The organism is Tepidibacillus fermentans, from assembly GCF_004342885.1.
Classification (GTDB): Bacteria; Bacillota; Bacilli; order Tepidibacillales; family Tepidibacillaceae; genus Tepidibacillus; species Tepidibacillus fermentans.
The window spans coordinates 236156-256930 of sequence record NZ_SMAB01000001.1; the positions used below are offsets into that span (position 1 = coordinate 236156).

Sequence of the window (20775 nt, forward strand, 5' to 3'; positions counted from 1 at the left end):
TTATTATTTTACAATAGTATTACATCGTGATATATAGTAAATTAATACTATAATGATGATAATATTTAAGTTGTTTGCCTTTCTCATAGTTTATGATTATAGAAAAATGATTTTATATTAATCCTATTAAAAAAGGAAAAGGATACTATATTTAGTAATCCTTTTCCTATTTTTATATAAAGATAAGTTATGAAATGGCTATTATTATTTTTGTTGTAATTGTCTGATTTGCATAACTCTTTGTGCATTCCTACTGCGGTAAAGAATCATACTTCTTTTTAAATACTCTAACGGAAAACTCCACACGTGTACCAATCTCGTAAATGGCCAGATGCCAAAGATCGCAAAGGCAAACAGGGTATGCAACTTAAAAAAAAGGGGAACATCGATCATTAATGTAGGATCAGGTCGGAAAACAAGTAATCCCCGTAACCATGGCGCAAGCGTTTCTCGGTAGTCAAAACCGCCGACGAACAAGTTATAACCTAAGGTATTGTACATTCCCATAACAATCTCAATGAATAGAAGAATCACAACTAGCATATCGCTGAAACTGCTAGTCATACGCACCCGTTTTACATTGACCCGGCGGAATAAGAGGATAAGGATCCCTGTAAAGGTAATCAATCCAGCGATACCACCACCAAATATAGCACTTGCATGGTACATCTCTTCACTTATCCCAACTGCTTCTGTCCAAGCTTTTGGAATGAGTAATCCGACCAAATGGCCGCCAAGAACCATCAAAATTCCCACATGAAAGAGGATACTTCCCCATTTTAAGGTGTTCTTTTCCATAATTTCACTGGATTTTGCTGTCCAGCCGAGTTGATCTGTGTTATAGCGATAGATATGGCCAATGACAAAAATGGCAAGCATCAAATAGGGGAAGATAACCCACCAAAATTGATTCCAAAAGTTCATCTTTACACCTCCTTCAAAGTGTCATTTGGTAAAATCTGATGAAGGATGAATAAACTAGCCTCTACTAGATTGGCGTAAGGACTATTAATCGCTAACAATTCATCCTTTAATGTTTCAATCGCTGGGAGAAAAGCTGCAAGGAGTTTCTTTATCTCCTCATCTTTTGCTACCGTAATAAATTCAAGGAAGAGGGGGAAGTAATCGGGTAATTCATCCGTCTCCATGATAAAACCAGCTTGTTCGTAGAATTGTTTTAATTCGACCAAGACTACGCCCCGTTCCCTTTCCTCTTTCATCTTTGAATAAGTTAGATAAAGATTGGTTTTTTCATTAAAATCAAAGGTCTGAACATAGAGGTCTTGTAACTTATCAATGGTTGTTTGCCGAATAAACTGGAAAAAACTTCTTAACTTCTCGTAGATTTCAGGATTTAAATCGGAGAGATCATTAATTCCCCTTTCTAAGTCGGCTTCAAACCACTCTGGATCAGGATACTGTAAAAGGATGGAGATCAGATGTAAGATTTCTCTATTTCCCATTTTTGTCCCCCATCATCAGGAAGAAACTAGTGTTGTCTCCGTAGTAATCTCCTGTCATACAAGTACTGCAATCCCCACCATTAAAGTCAAATCCCGTACTTCCTTGCTCAGAATAGAGGTACATGAATTCCTCTTTATGTGCTGTCGGAATCACAAAGCGATCTTCATATTTGGCAATTGCCAGTAAACGATACATTTCTTCAATCATCGTTTCATTTAATCCTAACCCTTGAAGGATATTGGTATCATATTCCTTGCCAAGATTTTTAGCACGCATAAACTGTCTCATCGCAGCCATTCGTTTTAAAACAGTTGTAATCACTTGCTCGTCCCCTGCTGAAAGTAAATTTGCCAAATATTGAACAGGAATTCTCATTTCATCAATAGCAGGGAAAATATCTAATGGGTCTAATGAAGAACCTTTTCCTTCGATCCGATTCATAATTGGACTTAATGGTGGCACATACCAAACCATAGGTAGTGTCCGATATTCAGGGTGTAAGGGTAAGGCAATGCCATATTCAATCGCTAACTTGTAAATGGGTGATTTTCGAGCAGCTTCTAACCAGTCTTCGCTAATTCCATCACGACGTGCTTGCTCAATCACTTCTTTGTCATTGGGATCGAGAAACAAGTTTAAATGGGCATGATACAATTCTTTTTCATCTGCAACAGATGCTGCTTCCGCTACACGATCTGCATCATAGAGAAGGACTCCAATATAGCGAATTCGTCCAGTACAGGTTTCACTACATACGGTAGGTAACCCAGCTTCAATGCGTGGGAAACAGAGGGTACATTTTTCTGCTTTTTGGGTTTGCCAGTTGAAATAGACCTTTTTGTATGGGCAGCCTGTCATACAGAAACGCCATCCACGACATGCTTCTTGATCCACTAAGACGATTCCATCCTCGTCCCGTTTATACATCGCGCCAGAAGGGCAAGAAGCTACACAAGATGGGTTTAGACAATGCTCACAAATTCGTGGTAAATGCATCATAAACGCTTGTTCAAATTCAAAACGGATTTCTTCTTCGATTCCTTTTAGGTTGGGATCCCGTTTTCCAGTTTCATGAGCACCTGCTAAATCGTCTTCCCAGTTCGGACCCCATTTCAATTCCATATATTCACCAGTAATCTGGGATTTTGGCCGAGCTACGGGTTGAATCTCTTTTTGGGGACTATTGGTTAACTTATCATAATCATAAGTCCAAGGTTCGTAATATTCATCAATCGTTGGTAAGTCTGGGTTATAAAAGATATTTGCTAATTTGTTGACACGGTTTCCGGCTCTTAATTCTAATTTCCCGTTCTTAAGAACCCAACCACCTTTATACTTTTCTTGGTTTTCCCACTCCATTGGATAACCGATCCCTGGTTTGGTTTCCACATTGTTGAACCAGATGTATTCAGCACCTGGACGGTTGGTCCAGGTGTTCTTACAAGTCACACTACAGGTGTGGCAACCAATACATTTGTCAAGATTCATGACCATGGCGACTTGTGCTTTAATCTTCAAGCCAATCCACCTCCTTGAGTTTGCGAATGACCACTTTTAAGTCACGTTGGTTTCCAGTTGGACCGTAATAGTTAAATCCGTAACTAAATTGTGCATATCCGCCAATTAAGTGTGTGGGTTTCAAATGGATCCGTGTTGGGCTGTTATGTGTACCCCCACGTAAATGAGTAATCTGTGAACTTGGCACGTTGATGGTACGATCTTGCGCATGGTACATATAGGTGGTTCCTTTTGGCATTCGGTGACTGACAACTGCGCGAGCCACAACGACACCGTTTCGATTGTATACTTCAATCCAATCGTTATCTTTGATTCCAACCTCCTCCGCATCTTCGTTATTCATCCAAACGGTTGGACCTCCACGGAAGAGGGTTAACATGGTTAAAGAATCGTAATACATACTGTGAATATTCCACTTACCATGTGGAGTTAAATAACGTAAGGTAATGGTTTTTCCTTCTCCATCTGGCATGTTTTCATGCTTCGCAAAGGCTTGTGTTGGTAAGGTTGGTTTAAATGTAGGCAAACCTTCTCCATATTCCAACATGATCTCATGATCTACATAGAAATGTTGACGACCCGTTAACGTTCGAAATGGGACAAGGCGTTCAATGTTGGTCGTAAATGGAGAGTAACGACGTCCTTTATTCGTTCCACTAAAGACTGGGGTTGGGATCACTTCTTTTGGCTGAGCAGTGATACTATTGAAATCAAATTTCTCATCTATCCGTCCTTCTATCAAGTCTTTCAATTGCAAACCCGTCTTCTTCTCTTCCGATTTCCATGCCTTCAAAGCCATTTTCCCATTTGTTGCACTAGATAAGGTCATGATCGTTTCTGCTGCTTGACGAGCCGTTTCTAACTGTGGCATTCCCTGTGTAATCGTCGAAGACTTCACAGTGCCATTGATTTTCTTCAATTCTTCATATTCCTCTTTCGCCGACCAAGATACGCCATGGGCTCCAATTGGATTCTTTTCTACTAATGGTCCAAGCGCTGTGAATTTGTCATAGATTTTGGTATAATCCCGTTCCACAATGACGAGTTTCGGCATGGTTTTTCCTGGAATCGGTTCAACTTCCCCTTTTCGCCAATCCTTTACTTTACCAAATGGTTGGGCGATCTCGTCAGGTGAATCGTGCTGCAATGGTGCAGCCACAATATCTTTTTGAACTTCAGGTAAATAGGTTTTTGCCATTTCAGAGAAAACTTTCGCTAATCCCTTAAAAATATCCCAATCCGATTTTGCCTCCCATGGAGGATTAATCGCAGGGTTGAACGGATGAATAAATGGATGCATATCCGTACTGCTAATATCATGTTTTTCATACCAAGTTGCTGCTGGTAAGACGATATCCGAATATAATGCGGTTCCAGACATTCTGAATTCTAGATTGACAAGTAGATCTAATTTCCCTTCTGGAGCTTTTTCATGCCATTTGATTTCGTTTGTACGTAATTCTTTACTCTCTTCTCCTAACAAACCATGAGTAGTGCCAAGTAAATGTTTTAAGAAATAATCATGGCCTTTCCCTGAACTAGAGATCAAGTTGGCCCGCCACACGAATAAGGTACGTGGGAAGTTGACTGGATGATCTGGATCTTCTACTGCAAACTGCATTCGACCTTCTTTTAGCTCTTTCACCACATATGGGATTGGCTCTTCTCCTGCTTTCTTTGCTTTTTCTACTAATTGAAGGGAATTGCGATTAAATTGAGGGTAAGAAGGCAACCATCCTAATCGAGCCGCTAATGCGTTATAATCGGCTGCATGTTGGTATCTTGGCTTTTCAACATATGCTGCACTAAGTTCATTCATCGGTAACTCTTCATACCGCCATTGATCAGTCGCAAAATAATAATAGGAAGTAGCGTTTTGCAATCTTGGTGGCATTTGCCAATCACGGGCAAAAGCTACCGTTTGCCATCCTTCTGCAGGACGGACTTTTTCTTGTCCAACATAATGGGCCCAACCACCGCCATTTACTCCTTGTGAACCCGTTAATAATACGAGGTTCAAGATCGTCCGATAGATGGTGTCCGCGTTATACCAGTGGTTAATTCCTGCACCCATGATAATCATCGAACGACCTTTGGTATCGATTGCGTTTTGGGCGAATTCGCGTGCAATTTGGATCACTTGCTCCCTTGGGACACTGGTATATTCTTCTTGCCATGCTGGGGTATAGGCTTTTTTCTCATCATAATTTTTCGCATAATCACCAGGTAATCCACGATCAATGCCGTAGTTAGCAAGCATGAGATCATAAACGGTTGTTACAACCATTTCTTCCCCGTCTTTCTCAATTCGTTTTACAGGGACAAAGCGGAGAAGAACATCTCGTTTGGTATCATCAAAGTAAGGAAGTTCAAGGGATACAATCTCATCTTCTACTCCAAGTAAACTCATTTTTGGATCATAAGGATTCCCTTGTTCATCCTGCATCTTGAGATTCCATGTTCCCTTTCCTTCATGACGGTGCCCAATGCTGCCAATGGGTACGACAAATTGGTTGGTTTTTTCATCAAGGACGACCGTTTTCCATTCTGCATTTTCTAATGGGTATCCTAGGTCACTAGCTACCAAGAAGCGATCGGTTACAAATGTATCCCCTTTTTTCTTCAAGGTAATGAGGTAGGGAAGATCTGTGTATTTCTTAGCATATTCGATAAAATATGGGGTTTCTTTTTCTACATAAAACTCTTTGAGAATCACATGAGTCATCGCTTGTGCTAAAGCTCCGTCCGTACCAGGATTCACCGCTAACCATGTATCGGCAAATTTTACAGACTCAGCATAATCTGGACTGACAGAAACCACTTTGGTTCCTTTATAGCGAACTTCTGTCATAAAGTGAGCATCAGGTGTACGGGTCAACGGTACGTTGGATCCCCACATCATTAAATAACCTGCATTATACCAGTCACTACTCTCTGGTACATCTGTTTGTTCACCCCAAATTTGCGGTGAAGCGGGCGGTAGATCGGCATACCAATCGTAGAAACTAAGCATTGGTGCCCCTACCAATGTTAAGAAACGGGAACCTGCCGCATAACTTACCATTGACATTGCTGGAATGGGGGTAAAACCAGCGATGCGATCTGGGCCATACTTTTTAATCGTGTAAATTAATTGCGCGGAGATGATTTGGTAAACCTCTTCCCATGTAGAACGAACCATGCCACCTTTTCCCCGAGCCGATTTATAGGCACGTGCTTTCTCTGGATCTTCTACAATGCGTTCCCACGCTTCAACATGGTCTCCATTTGCTTCTTTTAATGCTTCACGCCAAAATTGAAGCAATACGCCACGAACATATGGGTATTTCACACGAAGTGGACTATAGGTATACCACGAAAAACTGGCTCCTCTTGGGCAGCCCCGTGGTTCAAATTCAGGCATATCTGGCCCTGTTGTTGGATAATCGATGGCCTGATTCTCCCAAGTAATAATTCCGTCTTTTACAAAAACCTTCCAACTACATGAACCGGTACAGTTTACACCATGAGTGGTACGAACAACTTTATCATGTTGCCATCTTTGACGATAGATCTTTTCCCATTCCCGATCCTGTGACGTTAATTCGCTCCATCCGTTGGAGTAACGTTCACTCGGACGAAAGAAACGAAGCTTCTTCATCAAAGGTGAAAGCTTTTTCTTCATGCGGTCTCTCCTCTCTTTCCTAATCAACCAAAACAATCTTTACTGTCATTGTAACCTTTCTATTTTTTTTACCATATCGGGGAACTCCCCTATTTTGGCGCGGGAAGATTCCCTATCATAGCAGAGCCTAGAAAGCGGAACCCTTAAGGTTAGACTCGAAGAAATCTTAAACATTGAAGTTAGGCTGAACGATATAAAGCAAAAGTCCCAGTGATGATTCACTGAGACTTTTTCAGGGTTTTAGAGATGATAAAAATCTTGTTTATCTATTTAAATGGGAGGGTAAAGCATATATACAATGATTCGTTAGGCTATTTTGGCATTCTTACCGTATTTGTTCATTAATACCATAGAGATTACAATGGAAAAAACGGCTAAAACGGTATAAACCATGAATCCTTTTGAATAGCCAGTTTTACCAAAACTATCAACAAAAACTCCTAAAATAGGTGGTACGACAAACCCGCCAAATGCTCCTAAACCACCAACCCAACCGCTGGCTCCTCCAGGTGCATTAGGAACATATTTAGGAACCAATTTAAATACTGCCGCATTAGCTACTCCCATACCAACACCCATAACAATTTCACCTAATAAGGAGATTCCAAAGCTATTTGAAAGAATGAGAATAACCGATCCGACAAGTACGATCATAAAACTAGCTATTGCTGTTTTTTCTCCACCGAATTTGTCACTAATATGTCCACCATAAACACGAATAAACGAAGCAAGAATCGAGAACCCTAATGCCATTAATAGACCTGCTTGACGAACACCGATTCCATAATATTGAATCCAATAAGTTGGGAACCAAGTTGTTAATGCTAAAAATCCACCGAATGATGTAAAGTAAAGGGCTACTAATCCCCAAGTACCAGGCACTTTTGCAGAGATTTTTAACGCTTGTACAACAGTTCCTGAAGGGAATAATTCTTGTCCTAATTCCCTTGCCACCTTCTTCGCTTCATCTTGGTTTACACCTTTTTTAAGCAATTGGAAATAATAGGCATCTTGGGCAAATGCAGCATAAATCGCGGTACCTACAACTAAAAAAACAAACCATGTGGCGTAAGAACCTGGCAAGCCTAATCCTACTAATGCAAAAGGAAGTAATATTCCAAAAATCCCTGGAGCGGTATTACCTAAACCACCATATGCCCCAAGAGCAAAACCTTGTTTATTCTGTGGAAACCAATATGATGTCTGAGGAACGCCAACAGAAAACGTTGCAATTCCACTGCCACTAAGCAAACCAAATAAAAAGATGAGTGGATACATTTTTAATGTAAGATTGTCTGGATAGTATAAGTAAAGAATTGTTGTTAATCCGGCCATTCCGATGATGGATAAAAGGAATAAAGTTAAAAAGGGCTTCTTTCCACCTGCTTTGTCCACCCAGGCTCCAAACGGAATTCGTAGTAAAGATCCAGTTAGGTTTGGTGCCGCAACTAGAAAACCGAGCATAAGTCCTGGCATATGCATGATTTTGTTAAAATTGGTTGCAACAGGACCATATAATGATACCGCAGCAAATCCAATAAAAAAGCCAAACGTTGCCATGATTAAACCTTTATTCGGGTTCCCTTTTAAATTATACTTTTGTAGTAATTCTTCCCTGTTCATCTCTACCATTCCTTTTTTGAATATTTTATTATCTACATATCATGCTAATTTCATTCTACTTCTTCGTTTGCTTTAGGAGTATGAGGGAACTCCCCTATTTTCTAGTAGTGATTTCCCTAGTCTTACGTAAATGTCGTTTTTATAAAATGAACCAGGGAGAGTTGAAGAACCCTCACCTGATTTTTAACTTGTACACAAACGTAACTTTGATTATTTAGGAAACAAATCTTGCCTTACTTTTTCGCTTTGCTAATCTTGAATGTCCTTAAAAAATTCATACTCCGATAACTAGCGCTAGAGATGTTGCTGAAGCAATATTGGCTTTATCCATTAAAGGATAATTCCAACAGGTGTATATTAAACTTATAAAGTTTATTGGTACGCTCTTACTGTGAATTATCATTTTTACGTAACTGTTTATGTGAGTCCATACACAGGTATGGGTCAAATTATTAGAGCCTTTGATGATTTGCACCCATTTATCACTATTTAACAGTATCGTAATGGTAACAAATAGGTGCAAATATATAGAAGGATATGAATCACTTTTATGTAATAAAAAAAGGTACCTCTCGTCTCACTTAAAACATCGGTACCTACATTTCATTTCAAGTTTGCATTCCGCTATACCCTTGTGAAAAACTTCTTTTTCATCACTTCAATCTCAGTTTCATGCTTGAATTGACGATTGGCAAGAAGTTCTAAACTAGCCTCGATACGATCTAAGCGTTCATTAATATTCTTGATGTCTCTTTTAATTTCTGAGACTTCACCTTTAATCCCTGTGATCTCTTCTCTCATTTCCTGTTGAAAACCTTTAATTTGCTTTTGAATGGCATTGATCCCTTCAAAAAGCTTGTCCAAATCCATTTCAACACCGCCCTTAAACTTATTCACCCTATTATATCACGAAACGTAATTGCACCATAATCTATTTTACTCATCTAATTCTAGTAACCCTTTTTTAATCGCAAATTTTACTAATTGTGGACGAGTCGTAAGCTGCAGCTTTTCCATGATCTTTGCCTTATGATTCTCTACCGTTTTTACACTAATAATCAGCTTATCTGCAATCTCTTTATTGGAATACCCTGTCGCTACATAAGATAAAATCTCTTTTTCTCTTGGTGATAATAACTCTAATGAATCCTCTTCTTCTTTTTCAGCAAACTTAAGATAGCCTTCGATTAATCTCTTCGTCGCAGTTGGATAAAGATATGCTTCACCTTTATAAACCGTTCGAATTGCGTGAAGCAACTCGTTTCCAGGCGCACTTTTTAGGACATATCCAGCTGCTCCCACCTTTAAGGCTCGAAACAGATATTCTTCATCATCATGCATGGTTAAAATAAGGACTTGTACATTTGACATCACTTTTTTTAATTCTGATGTAGCGGAAAAACCATCACGGCCATGAGGCATACTAAGATCCATTAATACCACATCTGGTTTTAACTCTAAAGCCTTGGCAATTCCCTCATTTCCATCAGCTGCTTCTCCTACGACTTCCATATCGGACTGGACGTTCATTAACATGGTCAATCCCGATCGAACAACGGCATGATCATCCACCAATAAGATTCTGATTTTGTCCATTTTCTTCCTCCTTTTGCAAAGGAATATGAACCTCAATTTCTGTACCTTTCCCTAGTTGAGAAGTGATACGAAATGTCCCGCCTAACATCGATGCTCTCTCTTCCATCCCATAAAGACCTACGCCTTTATCATGCCGACGAAGATCATCCACCGAGAATCCTTTTCCATAATCGGTGACCTTTAAAATCACTTCATTCATCTTTTTACACATGGTTAAATCAACCCGATCACAATCAGCATATTTGGCTACATTCGTTAATGCCTCTTGACTGATTCGATATAACGCTGTTTCTACACTAGCTGGTAGACGGTCCTTATCCCCTGAATACTCAAAATTCACTTGAATTCCAAACGTATCTCCAAAGGTTTTCATATATGACTTAAGAGCAGCAATTAATCCGAGATCATCAAGAGCAGAAGGTCTTAATTCGACAGCCATATGGCGTAATTCTTCTAAGGTTTGTTTGGTTGTCTTTCTTAAATTCTCTAAATGCTCACGAATCGATTCATTTTCGATTAAAGGCATTACATATTCAATTCCCAATAAAACACTAAAAATGGACTGCCCAATTCCATCGTGCAACTCACGGGAAAGTCTCTTTCTTTCCTCTTCTTGTGCTCGAATCATTGATGCAGTCACAATATTCGTAATTCGACTTTGTTCCCCTCTTCGATGATCACTTAGATTACGAATAGAAATAATCGTTAAAGGTTTTTGATCCACATCTAAATAATGAGATGTACTTACGGATACAGGGATTTTTGATCCATTCTCATGCTTTAATTGTAACTCGTAATAAGATAATCGTTGTTGATTTAAGAAACATTTATCATATTCACAGATTTTTAGTGAACCATGGGAATCCTCACAAAGGTGGCAAAAACTCTCAGGTTTGATGTCATGGCCCAGAAAATCCTTAGCAGCTTGATTCATTTCAACAACATTCTTATTCTCATCTAAAATCATAATTCCATCAGATACATGTTCAAAGACTTTAATTAGTCGTTCTCTTTCCGCTTTTAACTCATCATCCTTGCGAAAAATAAAGTGAAATAATATCGAAGAAAAAATAAAAGAGATAGTAAAGAGAAGTAAATAACGATAGATTCCATTATCTATGGTGCGAAAAGATATCATGACGACAAATACAAATAGTAGGGAAATTCCGGTTGACAATAATACTTTAAATAACCATTTCTGTTTCTGAAACTGATTTGACATTTTTTCTCACCCAAATTCATAACCTCAATAGATTGTCTGTGATTTTCTTCATTGAAAGCATGTAATAACGTTGTTAAAATTTATTATAAGTAATATAGGAAAAACTGTCATCTAATTGATGAATGTGAAATGTTTCAAGGGGGGATTGATTATGAAGCTGATCTTACCAAAAGAACATGGAGCTTGGGCGATGTGGATCGCTCCCTTCTTGATTGGAACATTAGCAACAAAAATGATTTGGTATCATTCTATTCTTTTTTTTGCCGTTTTTTTTGCCTATATTTCTATTTCTCCATTTATTCAAGGAGTAAAACGACCTGTTGAACGTAGACAAATGTGGAAAATATCTTTTCAATATTTAGTCATTGCATTACTCTTGGGGTTGCCATTTTTATTCTATTTCCCTCGGCTACTCTTGATCTTAGTCGGCATTCTTCCCTTTTTCTTGATCAACCTTTACTACGCGAAACAAAAAAAGGAACGGGCATTATTTAACGATCTGAGCGCAATAGTTGCTCTTACTTCAACAGTATTGGTCACTTATGAAGTTGGAGAAGGAAATATAAATCGATCAGCGTTAATCTTGTGGTCCCTTCAGATTTTGTTCTTCTTTGGCTCGGCACTCTATGTGAAAACCCTATACCGTGAGAAACAAAACCTAGCTTTTCGTAGGCTTGCTTATTTCTATATGATTGCGTTACCAATCTTATCTTTCTATCTCTCAGGTCCTTACTTGATGATCGCATTCTTGTTCTCAACCATTCGGGGAATTTTTACCCCCAAAACAAGACTAATTGTTCCAAAAACAGTTGGTATTATAGAGATTGGGAATACATTATGGTTTGTGATTTTTCTATTATTATCCTATCACCAAAACCCCCTATTTGTTTCATAGGGGAGTCCCCCTTTTTTTATAGGTTTTTTTTCCCTATTTTCAAGTTGATAATTGAATTAATACTCATAAATTATTAAAATGGACATAGATATTTATGTGAACAAAAGCTTAATGTTCTATATTCGGCTTGTATGATTCTATAAATAGGTTAAGAGCGGTGATAGAACATACAAGTCCCTATCCTCAGTATAAAGATCGGAAGTGACCGGTTTGATTTATACAAAAGAAGTGATTCGTAAAGAATTATTGGCAAGACGTTCCAGCTTACCCGATCATCTAGTCCACACGTTATCCACGCGAATTCTAGAGTATTTATTTGAATCGACTATGTTTTATCAGGCGAATCATATCATGTCCTATTTAAGCTATCCCAAAGAGGTACAGACTGATAATCTTGTTTCCAAAGCGCTCAATCTGCAAAAACAGGTTTCGATTCCGGTTTGTGTAAAGGAAGAACGTGATCTTATCCCTAGTCGAATTCAAGACTTAACCATAGTCGAACAAGGGTACTTTGGCTTACGCGAACCAAAAAAAGAGTGGATTGATCCTGTTGAAGTGGATCAACTCAATCTGATTATCGTTCCAGGGATTGCTTTTAACATGCAAGGGAATCGCATTGGTCATGGAATGGGCTATTATGATCATTTTTTGAGAAAAATACCTAAACACATTCCAAAGATTGCTCTGGCTTATCAATTCCAGATTATTAGAGGGAATTGGAATATTGATCCTTGGGATATCCCTGTTGACGGGATTTTGACCGAAGAGGGCTGGGTTGTTAAAAATTTTTAAAGGAGTTGGTATCCATGATCCATTCACCATCGCCTACCAAACAAATCATTAATCTCATACCTCTATTAGCTGAGTTATCCGATCAAAATAAAGAACTTTTACAAAATGCCTTAACCGTCAAACAGGTACGTAAAGGAACCATTTTATTTGTGGAAAATGACCCTGCAGATGCAGTCTATTTCTTACGGGAAGGAAAAGTTCGTCTGAGCAAATCTTCCCCTGAAGGGAAAGAAGTCGTTCTTAATATTCGTAAACCCGGTGATCTTTTTGCTGAAGTTGCTTTATTCCGTAAAACTACCTATCCTGCAACAGCTGAAATGCTTGAAGACGGTGAGGTCGTGATGATTCGAAATGAAGATCTGGAAAAGATCATTCACCGTTATCCGGAAATCGGGATCTCTATCATTCAGATAATGGGGCAGCGCTTACATGTTGCACAGTCCAAACTCCGAGATATTACACTTTATGGTAAATTAGGTGCCCTTGCTTCGGCATTGATTCGTTTATCAGAAGATTACGGAATCCAAACGAAGAACGGGATTAAAATCCAATTATCATTAACCCATCAGGAATTAGCAAACTTTATTGGTGCTGCAAGAGAAAACGTGAATCGGATGATGTCGCAGTTAGAGAAAAATGGTATTTTAACAATGAAACGTGGAGAAATCTGTATTAAGAATCTAGAGGAATTGAAAAATTATATTAATTAATATGGTTGTGAATCCCTAGATTCAAGCGATTGGGTTATAAGCGGCAGCGATGACGGAATCCTTTCAACAGAATAAATTAGTCGAATTACCAGACACTAAAAGTATTGCAGACAAATTAGTCGTAAAACAGGTTGGTGATCTCACCCTTGAAATTAACAAAGCTATATGTGGATGAAATGATTACATTGTCTGAGGAAGAAATAAAAAAAGCCATGTATACGTGCATCACTATCGGTTGATGGTGCTGGCTTGTATGTCATCGATAAAGGAGAGTCAATATCCGTGACTCTCCTTCTGTCCAATTATCAATCTACTAAACCTTTTTCTTTTAATGCCTGTAATGCTTCCTGTTCCTTTTCCTCTTTAATCTGGTATTCTAGCTTTCCATCATTGATTTTGGCGCAACGGCCCCCATAAGGCTTCAAGATTTCCTTAATTTCCTTTAATTCTACTGGCATTTTCAAATCATAAAACACTTTCATTTGACTTTATTTCTCCTTTCTTTGTAAACTGGCATTTTCGCCAATTCATCTAATCTAACTTCTAACAACTAACCTCTGCACAAAAGAACAAAATTTTCAAACACTAGTATATCATAAATTAGAGCTAAATCTCTAATATTTAAGCCAAGTTCTGGGTCATAGATGTGTTCTACTTCATAAATGTGTCCTCTTTGATCTAATTCTTTAAAATGGTATAGTTATGATATAGAAAAATTTATCAAGCTGTCTGTGATTTTTATCATATACATAGTGAAAAGTTTACTTTACAATATTTGTATCATAATTGTGAGGTGTATTGGATGAGAATCCCTGACTACAATCAATCTCCCTTTATTACCATTTGGGAAGTAACAAGAGCTTGCGCCTTACATTGTTTACATTGTCGTGCAGAGGCTCAATACCATCGGGATCCACGAGAATTAACAACAGAGGAAGGAAAACAATTAATCGATCAAATCATCGATATGGGTAGCCCTCTCCTCGTTTTTACTGGTGGAGATCCTTTAATGAGACCTGATATTTTTGAATTGATGGATTATGCGATCAAAAAAGGAATTCGTACATCCATGACCCCAAGTGCTACACCTAAGGTAACCAAGGAAGCAATGAAAAAATCATACGAACTTGGACTTTCCCGTTGGGCATTTAGCCTTGATGGTTCAATTGCCGAGATTCACGACCATTTCCGTGGTACAAAAGGTTCTTATGATCTTACAATGAGAGCATTACGCTACTTACAAGAACTAAATATGCCGATTCAAATTAACACGACAGTAAGCCGATATAATATTCATGATTTAAAAAACATCGCCAAAATGGTAGAAGACTTTGGAACAGAATTGTGGAGTGTTTTCTTCCTTGTACCAACAGGACGTGGTCAGATCAAAGATATGATTTCGCCTGTTCAACACGAAGAAGTCTTCGAATGGTTGTCCAATTTAAGTTCAAAGGTACCCTATGATATTAAAACGACAGCAGCTCCTCATTACCGTCGATACATTATGGAAAAACATCAAGGAGAGGCCATAGCTTCTGTTCCCAAATTAAATGACCATATTGGACGAGCAGCAGGGATTAATGATGGAAAAGGGTTTGTTTTCGTTTCCCATATTGGTGAGGTTTATCCAAGTGGCTTTCTTCCTGTTTATGCTGGAAATGTACGAGAAACGCCATTAGCTGAGATTTATCGAAACTCTCCGATTTTCCAAGATTTACGTAATCCTGATAAATACAAAGGAAAATGTGGAATCTGCGAATATCGTGAGACTTGTGGTGGTTCAAGAGCCAGAGCTTATGCAGTAACAGGAGATTATCTAGAAAGCGACCCATTCTGTATCTATCAGCCGAAACAGGAATTAGCAGTTAGAAGTTAGAGGTTAGAAGTCGGTTTCGTTGAAATGGATGAAATCGTCAATTTCTCAGTATTTCAAGAAAATAGTCCACCAATTCAGTGGACTATTTTTTTGTTTTTGTCGGAACCTTTCTTGACCAATACACATAAACATATATCGAATGGATGAGTGCCCAGCATAATAAAGGCAGAAGTCTGAGGTCAGAAGTCAAAATTGAACAATTGGTTAAATGCCAAGAATCAGATGTTAGAGGTTAGAACTCAGATTCGTTGAAATTTGCGAAATGTCCAATTTCTGATCTGAGAAAAAGTCTGCTTGATGCAGACTTTTTAGAGGAGGGTTTTCTAAAAAACTTTTTTGAGAATCGACTCAAGAGAGTCACATAACAATTGCTATTTGTTATGTACAAAAGGGGGATAAATCCCCCATTGACTACCACCAAGTGCCACCAATGAACCAGAAGAAGATAATCACGAGAAGGATGAACAAGAGTAATGTTCTATAGCTCCAGAAATAGCCTCCATATCCATTTGCCATTTTCTTTATCCCTCCATTTTTGATTTTTGAGGATTTTTTCACCCTCAATTTTAAAATATGTGATTGGAGTTTGATCTGCTCTAGTTACATGCCCGATTTTCTACTACCACCAAGTGCCACCAATAAACCAGAAGAAGACAATCACGAGAAGGATGAACAGCAATAATGTTCTATAGCTCCAGTAATATCCTCTACCGTACCCGTCTGCCATTTCTTTATCCCTCCTTTTCTTTTTTCTACATTACTTTATGAATGACATGAATAACAGGTATGTGTAAATGTCTATTTCCACTTAAAAATGGGTTAATACCAAACCCCAGCAACAAACCAGAAGAAGATAATCACGAGAAGGATGAACAGCAATAATGTTCTATAGCTAAAGAAATATCCTCCGCCGTATCCACCTGCCATTTCTTTATCCCTCCTTTGCCATTTCTACCATACTTTATGATCGATCTTAAAAGAGTGTATAGTTAATTATCCATTATTGAAGAAAAAATAGTGATTCACCTAGTAATTAGTAATAGTAACCGTATCCACCATATCCATAAGAGCTGAAGCCCCAAAGAAGCCAAATAAATAATGCAATAATAATGATCAAAAAGATCCAGCTCCAACCACCAGCAAAGAAGTTGGTATTCGCTGCCATTCCTTTCACCCCCTTTCAAAGGAGTATGAGAATGAATTTAAAAGGTGTTCTTGCTACTATAAAAAAAAGGGAGACGATCTCCCTTAAACATTCCTGAGTACTTCTACCATGGACACCAGTAGTAGCCTAGATCATAAAAGCGGAGACTAAAGATTTTCCAAAAGATCCATAGAAATAGGAAGATAATAATGATCCACCAGATCCAGAACCAGTCGCTTATTGAACTTGGTTTTGCCGCCATATCTTCCTCTCCTTTTTACACATCAGCTATATTGATAAATTGCAAAATAGGGGAAGACCAAGGCCTTCCCCCTTCGGATTACCACCAAGTGCCACCAATAAACCAGAAGAAAATAATCACGAGAAGGATGAACAATAATAGAGTTCTATATCCTCCGTACCAACCTTTAACTCCATCAGCCATAATCAAACCCTCCTTTTTGATTCTATTGGACTTTAATGTCCTTTGTACTATAACCTATGTAAATTCCCCTAGCTTTGTATAGTTGAAAAGCCTAATCTCTATAAAAATGGGTGATCGCCTTAATTAGAAGAAGAGCCATCCCCATGGATGACCCTTTTTGCAAATTCAGTTTATGTTACAAAATCCCAAAGAACCCCCAAAATAACCATATGAATAACACAATGATAATGATCCACCATATCCATGAAAAACCTCCAAACCAACTGGTCCTTGCATTTGCCACGGAGTTAACCTCCTTTCAATATATGTTCATTGCTAGTTTATGAATCTTACCTTTTTCAAGACTATACCATCACCTATTTTTCATGAAATCCGCATCCGTTGAACGTAAAAAGCTGTTGGAATTGTTCCAACAGCTTTTTGGTTTATAATCTATTCAAAACATTTTACGCTTTATAAAAATCAAAGAAATGAATACCGACAATAACGTAGAAATTGAAACAATAATCATAAATGCATGGGGATTGTTCTCAAATGGAACATCTACATTCATTCCAAAAAAACTTGCAATCATGGTTGGAATCGATAACACAATCGTAATCGATGTTAAAAATTTCATCACGATATTGAGATTATTGGAAATGACAGATGCGAAAGCATCCATCGTACCAGTTAGGATATTAATATGGATACTCGCCATTTCAATTGCCTGTTTATTTTCGATCATAACATCTTCTAATAAATCCGTATCCTCTGGATATTTTTTAATCGAATCGAGCTTTAACATTTTTTCTAACACAATCTCATTACTTTTTAACGATGTAGAGAAATAAACTAAGGATTTTTCTAAATCGAGAAGCTCGATTAACTCTTTATTCTTCATCGATTTATGCAATTCGAGTTCAATCCGGTAACTTGTTTTTTCGATTTGCCTCAAATATTGTAAGAAATACGTGGCATTTTTATATAAGAGTTGTAATATAAATCTTGTCCGTTTAAACGTATAGAATGATTTTACTTTTCCTTCAATAAAATCATTAATAATCGCATTCTTTTTCAAAGAAACAGTGACAATACTATCTTCATTTAGAATAATTCCTAAAGGTAAAGTCGTGTATAAGCCAGAATGTTCTTCAACAGTTGGAATTGGAATATCCACAAGGATTAGAGTACACCCATTACTTGTTTCAATTCGTGGCCTTTCTTCCTCGTCCAATGCCGCCCTAATATGTTCTAGTTCCAAATCCAATTGTTGACTTACCCATAAAATTTCTTCTTCTGTCGGATTCGTTAAGTTTACCCATACCCCTTTATCTAATTCTTCCAGTTTTTTTAATTGATCATCGATGGTTTTGTAGATTTCGATCATGTCAATCACCTTCTTTTCATTCCTACATGTTATTAAACACCTCATAAAAATTTTTTTTTGACTTACATATCATATACGAATATAAGACAAGCTGTAAAGCTTCTTTTTAATCATAGCAAAATTCTGATAAAATCATTTATTAGATAAATCGAATTGGAGGGGGTAAATATGTCCACATTATTGTTATACCAGTATTCCTGTCCGATATGCGGTTATACATTATATTCAGAAAGAGATGACGAGGAACTGTACTGTCAAACAAAAAATTGTTCATTTAAAGAATCGCTTCCTGCAAAAAATGAATTAGAAGCATTTATTAAAAGTGATGATTATTATACCGTTAAGGAAACATTTATGGTGGATCACGGTTGTTGTGAGGTACGTTCGATAAAAGCTGGTACACGCGTTGAGATTCTAAAAATCAAAAAAGGTTGGTACCTTTGTGAAACCGAAGATGGCCTTAGTTTTTACGTCCCAAAGGAAAAACTGGAACACAAAAAGCAGCGACCTGAATAGATCGCTGCTTCCTATTTTTAGCCTATATTGGTTTGTATATTCATAGATCATACAAGCCTACACCGTCGTATGGCTGACTTATTTAGTGAACAACAATCGTCTTCCACTTGAACAAACCTTCTAAATCGAGTTCATATTTTTTATCCTTTTTTAGAATAAATGGGTCCCAATAGATGGTTATCCCATCTTGTTCCATGACTCGGTAGTAACCTTCTTCTTTTGGTTTTCCTAACTCTGCTCCTACAAACACAAAGTTTGTACAACACCCAGTTTGTGGAGCTTCTGCTAAGGTGATGATTCCACCACGATCCTTGATATATTCTTTTACCCTTTCTGTCATGTCTACCTGAATATCAAAGATGGGTATGATTGGTTTCATCCGAGTCTCACCCTCTCTTACTTTACTATTAACTTAGTTTTCTATTGCAATGGTTGCTCGCTTTTTTACTTTTAGTGCTTTCACTGCAAATAACACAGCAATTCCGACCGTAATCGCTAAACCAACAGGATAGGAAATGCTTGTTGGTAAGCTAAATCCTTCTGGTGCTTGTAAAATATAAGTGAAGGAAACTGCTGTCATAAAGGTTGCTGGAACACTTGCAATCCAGTGATTCTTTCCTTCTTGAACCAAGAACATTGCGGCAGCCCAAAGCATAATCATTGCTGTTGTTTGGTTTGCCCAAGAGAAATATCTCCATAAGAAGTTAAAGTCAATCAATGTTAGTAGATAACCGACAACAAACATAGGAATGGTAATGATCAAACGGCTACTAATTTTGCGCTGACTCATTTTGAAGAAATCAGCGATTAGAATACGAGCACCACGAAAAGCGGTGTCACCAGAAGTAATTGGAAGTACAATTACCCCAATAATCGCAAGGGTCCCGCCAACTGCTCCCAACATCGTAATCGCAATGTGACGAACCACTCCCGCAGGTCCACCATATTGAACTAAAGCATCTTGTAATCCATCAGTTCCATGGAATACAGCCATACCTGCTGCCGCCCAAACCATGGCAATCGCAGATTCAGCAATCATCATTCCATAGAAAATTTTACGCCCATATTTTTCATTTTGAATCGTTCTTGCAACTAGTGGAGATTGTGTTGCATGGAAACCACTAATTGCACCACAAGCAATCGTAATAAAAAGTAATGGCCATACAGGTAATCCTTTTGGATGTAGGTTAGCAAATGTTAATTCAGGAATGGCATATCCTTTAACGATTAAACCGCCACCTACTCCTAATGCCATGATAATTAGAAATGCACCAAAGATTGGATAAATCTTTCCGATGATTTTATCAATCGGCAATAAGGTTGCCAAGATATAATAAAAGAAAATAAAAGCGGAAACCATTCCAAGTGTTATCCAATCAGGAGTTAAAGTTGCGATTAGTCCAGCTGGACCAGTAACGAAAACAACACCTACAAGAATTAATAAAATTAATGAAAATACGTTAACAAATTGTTTCATACCATTTCCAAGGTATTTTCCTACTAATTCTGGAAGTTGAGCACCGTTATTTCTTACCGATAACATTCCCGAAAAATAATCATGAACGGCTCCAGCAAAAATACCACCAAGAACAATCCAAACAAATGCTAAAGGTCCCCATAGTGCGCCCAAAATCGGACCAAAAATTGGACCTAATCCGGCAATGTTTAATAATTGAATTAAACTGTTTCGATTCGTACTGATCGGTACAAAGTCCACTCCATCTTGATTCGCGTAAGCAGGTGTCGGACGGTTTTCATTTACACCGAAAACCTTTTCCACAAAACGGCCATAGAAAATATATCCTAATACCAACGCGACAAAGGAAAGGATAAATGTGATCATAAATAATTCCCCCTCTTTTCAAAAAATTAAATCAGATAATGAATGCGTTTGCAATATGATTGTAATGAAAAATGAGGGAATTGTGTCGAATTATTTCC

Annotated in this window: 19 protein-coding genes; 5 read left to right on the top strand and 14 right to left on the bottom strand. The window is 37.9% G+C overall.

Annotation, left to right across the window (positions count from 1 at the left end):
- Window positions 1-204: 204 nt before the first annotated feature.
- From narI to EDD72_RS01170, 8 genes are all read right to left on the bottom strand, one after another.
- On the bottom strand, window positions 205-924 hold the full coding sequence (narI, locus tag EDD72_RS01135) for a respiratory nitrate reductase subunit gamma (protein ID WP_132766783.1): 720 nt from the start codon (window positions 922-924) through the stop codon (window positions 205-207).
- 2 nt (window positions 925-926) lie between these two features.
- Complete coding sequence (gene narJ / locus EDD72_RS01140) at window positions 927-1463, bottom strand: nitrate reductase molybdenum cofactor assembly chaperone (RefSeq protein ID WP_132766784.1); 537 nt, start codon at window positions 1461-1463, stop codon at window positions 927-929.
- Window positions 1453-2982 (bottom strand): nitrate reductase subunit beta, encoded by a 1530-nt coding sequence (gene narH, locus EDD72_RS01145; protein WP_132766785.1) that lies wholly within the window; start codon window positions 2980-2982, stop codon window positions 1453-1455. Before narH ends, narJ begins: the two co-directional genes overlap by 11 nt.
- Window positions 2972-6646, bottom strand: coding sequence for a nitrate reductase subunit alpha (locus EDD72_RS01150; protein WP_132766786.1), 3675 nt, complete (start codon window positions 6644-6646; stop codon window positions 2972-2974). The genes narH and EDD72_RS01150 overlap by 11 nt, the downstream gene beginning before the upstream one ends.
- Before the next feature lie 306 nt (window positions 6647-6952).
- Window positions 6953-8269, bottom strand: a complete 1317-nt coding sequence (locus tag EDD72_RS01155; protein WP_132766787.1) for an MFS transporter — start codon at window positions 8267-8269, stop codon at window positions 6953-6955.
- Window positions 8270-8893: 624 nt separating this feature from the next.
- Complete coding sequence (locus tag EDD72_RS01160) at window positions 8894-9166, bottom strand: DUF1664 domain-containing protein (RefSeq protein ID WP_165894892.1); 273 nt, start codon at window positions 9164-9166, stop codon at window positions 8894-8896.
- Window positions 9167-9205: 39 nt separating this feature from the next.
- Window positions 9206-9865, bottom strand: coding sequence for a response regulator transcription factor (locus EDD72_RS01165; RefSeq protein WP_132766789.1), 660 nt, complete (start codon window positions 9863-9865; stop codon window positions 9206-9208).
- Window positions 9834-11087, bottom strand: a complete 1254-nt coding sequence (locus EDD72_RS01170; protein WP_132766790.1) for a PAS domain-containing sensor histidine kinase — start codon at window positions 11085-11087, stop codon at window positions 9834-9836. The genes EDD72_RS01165 and EDD72_RS01170 overlap by 32 nt, the downstream gene beginning before the upstream one ends.
- A 151-nt stretch (window positions 11088-11238) precedes the next feature.
- Between EDD72_RS01170 and EDD72_RS01175 the strand changes: the two genes are divergently transcribed.
- From EDD72_RS01175 to EDD72_RS01185, 3 genes are all read left to right on the top strand, one after another.
- On the top strand, window positions 11239-11982 hold the full coding sequence (locus EDD72_RS01175; protein WP_165894894.1) for a YwiC-like family protein: 744 nt from the start codon (window positions 11239-11241) through the stop codon (window positions 11980-11982).
- A gap of 210 nt (window positions 11983-12192) precedes the next feature.
- Entirely contained in the window at window positions 12193-12774 is a 582-nt protein-coding gene (locus EDD72_RS01180) for a 5-formyltetrahydrofolate cyclo-ligase (RefSeq protein ID WP_165894896.1), read from the top strand.
- A gap of 14 nt (window positions 12775-12788) precedes the next feature.
- Window positions 12789-13484, top strand: a complete 696-nt coding sequence (locus EDD72_RS01185; protein WP_132766793.1) for a Crp/Fnr family transcriptional regulator — start codon at window positions 12789-12791, stop codon at window positions 13482-13484.
- Between the two features lie 305 nt (window positions 13485-13789).
- On the opposite strand, the gene EDD72_RS12435 is transcribed toward EDD72_RS01185, so the two are convergent.
- Window positions 13790-13966, bottom strand: coding sequence for a hypothetical protein (locus EDD72_RS12435; RefSeq protein WP_165894898.1), 177 nt, complete (start codon window positions 13964-13966; stop codon window positions 13790-13792).
- 320 nt (window positions 13967-14286) lie between these two features.
- Here EDD72_RS12435 and EDD72_RS01190 point away from each other — a divergent pair, with 320 nt between their 5' ends.
- Window positions 14287-15360, top strand: a complete 1074-nt coding sequence (locus tag EDD72_RS01190) for a TIGR04053 family radical SAM/SPASM domain-containing protein (protein WP_424565517.1) — start codon at window positions 14287-14289, stop codon at window positions 15358-15360.
- A gap of 1033 nt (window positions 15361-16393) precedes the next feature.
- On the opposite strand, the gene EDD72_RS12920 is transcribed toward EDD72_RS01190, so the two are convergent.
- The 3 genes from EDD72_RS12920 to EDD72_RS01195 form a co-directional block, all read right to left on the bottom strand.
- Window positions 16394-16525 (bottom strand): hypothetical protein, encoded by a 132-nt coding sequence (locus EDD72_RS12920; protein WP_279388071.1) that lies wholly within the window; start codon window positions 16523-16525, stop codon window positions 16394-16396.
- A 103-nt stretch (window positions 16526-16628) separates the two neighbouring features.
- Window positions 16629-16766, bottom strand: coding sequence for a hypothetical protein (locus EDD72_RS12440; RefSeq protein ID WP_165894900.1), 138 nt, complete (start codon window positions 16764-16766; stop codon window positions 16629-16631).
- A gap of 619 nt (window positions 16767-17385) precedes the next feature.
- Entirely contained in the window at window positions 17386-18318 is a 933-nt protein-coding gene (locus EDD72_RS01195) for a magnesium transporter CorA family protein (protein ID WP_132766794.1), read from the bottom strand.
- A 168-nt stretch (window positions 18319-18486) separates the two neighbouring features.
- Here EDD72_RS01195 and EDD72_RS01200 point away from each other — a divergent pair, with 168 nt between their 5' ends.
- Window positions 18487-18834: an SH3 domain-containing protein gene (locus EDD72_RS01200; protein WP_132766795.1), complete on the top strand. Its 348-nt coding sequence runs from the start codon at window positions 18487-18489 to the stop codon at window positions 18832-18834.
- Between the two features lie 82 nt (window positions 18835-18916).
- Here EDD72_RS01200 and EDD72_RS01205 read toward each other — a convergent pair whose 3' ends face one another.
- A complete protein-coding gene (locus tag EDD72_RS01205) occupies window positions 18917-19213 on the bottom strand; it encodes a CC/Se motif family (seleno)protein (protein WP_132766796.1) in 297 nt (98 codons plus the stop codon).
- A 33-nt stretch (window positions 19214-19246) separates the two neighbouring features.
- Window positions 19247-20677, bottom strand: coding sequence for a carbon starvation CstA family protein (locus EDD72_RS01210; RefSeq protein WP_132766797.1), 1431 nt, complete (start codon window positions 20675-20677; stop codon window positions 19247-19249).
- Window positions 20678-20775 lie beyond the last annotated feature (98 nt).

What these genes read in the sequence shown, in the direction of transcription:
- EDD72_RS01155 (WP_132766787.1), bottom strand. Translation starts at nt 8,269, where the DNA reads ATGAACAGGGAAGAATTACTACAAAAGTATAATTTAAAAGGGAACCCG.
- EDD72_RS01210 (WP_132766797.1), bottom strand. Translation starts at nt 20,677, where the DNA reads ATGATCACATTTATCCTTTCCTTTGTCGCGTTGGTATTAGGATATATT.
- EDD72_RS12435 (WP_165894898.1), bottom strand. Translation starts at nt 13,966, where the DNA reads ATGAAAGTGTTTTATGATTTGAAAATGCCAGTAGAATTAAAGGAAATT.
- narJ (WP_132766784.1), bottom strand. Translation starts at nt 1,463, where the DNA reads ATGGGAAATAGAGAAATCTTACATCTGATCTCCATCCTTTTACAGTAT.
- EDD72_RS01205 (WP_132766796.1), bottom strand. Translation starts at nt 19,213, where the DNA reads ATGAAACCAATCATACCCATCTTTGATATTCAGGTAGACATGACAGAA.
- EDD72_RS01165 (WP_132766789.1), bottom strand. Translation starts at nt 9,865, where the DNA reads ATGGACAAAATCAGAATCTTATTGGTGGATGATCATGCCGTTGTTCGA.
- EDD72_RS01200 (WP_132766795.1), top strand. Translation starts at nt 18,487, where the DNA reads ATGTCCACATTATTGTTATACCAGTATTCCTGTCCGATATGCGGTTAT.
- narI (WP_132766783.1), bottom strand. Translation starts at nt 924, where the DNA reads ATGAACTTTTGGAATCAATTTTGGTGGGTTATCTTCCCCTATTTGATG.
- EDD72_RS01185 (WP_132766793.1), top strand. Translation starts at nt 12,789, where the DNA reads ATGATCCATTCACCATCGCCTACCAAACAAATCATTAATCTCATACCT.
- EDD72_RS01150 (WP_132766786.1), bottom strand. Translation starts at nt 6,646, where the DNA reads ATGAAGAAAAAGCTTTCACCTTTGATGAAGAAGCTTCGTTTCTTTCGT.
- EDD72_RS01190 (WP_424565517.1), top strand. Translation starts at nt 14,287, where the DNA reads ATGAGAATCCCTGACTACAATCAATCTCCCTTTATTACCATTTGGGAA.
- EDD72_RS01195 (WP_132766794.1), bottom strand. Translation starts at nt 18,318, where the DNA reads ATGATCGAAATCTACAAAACCATCGATGATCAATTAAAAAAACTGGAA.
- EDD72_RS12920 (WP_279388071.1), bottom strand. Translation starts at nt 16,525, where the DNA reads ATGGCAGCGAATACCAACTTCTTTGCTGGTGGTTGGAGCTGGATCTTT.
- EDD72_RS01175 (WP_165894894.1), top strand. Translation starts at nt 11,239, where the DNA reads ATGAAGCTGATCTTACCAAAAGAACATGGAGCTTGGGCGATGTGGATC.
- EDD72_RS01170 (WP_132766790.1), bottom strand. Translation starts at nt 11,087, where the DNA reads ATGTCAAATCAGTTTCAGAAACAGAAATGGTTATTTAAAGTATTATTG.
- EDD72_RS12440 (WP_165894900.1), bottom strand. Translation starts at nt 16,766, where the DNA reads ATGGCGGCAAAACCAAGTTCAATAAGCGACTGGTTCTGGATCTGGTGG.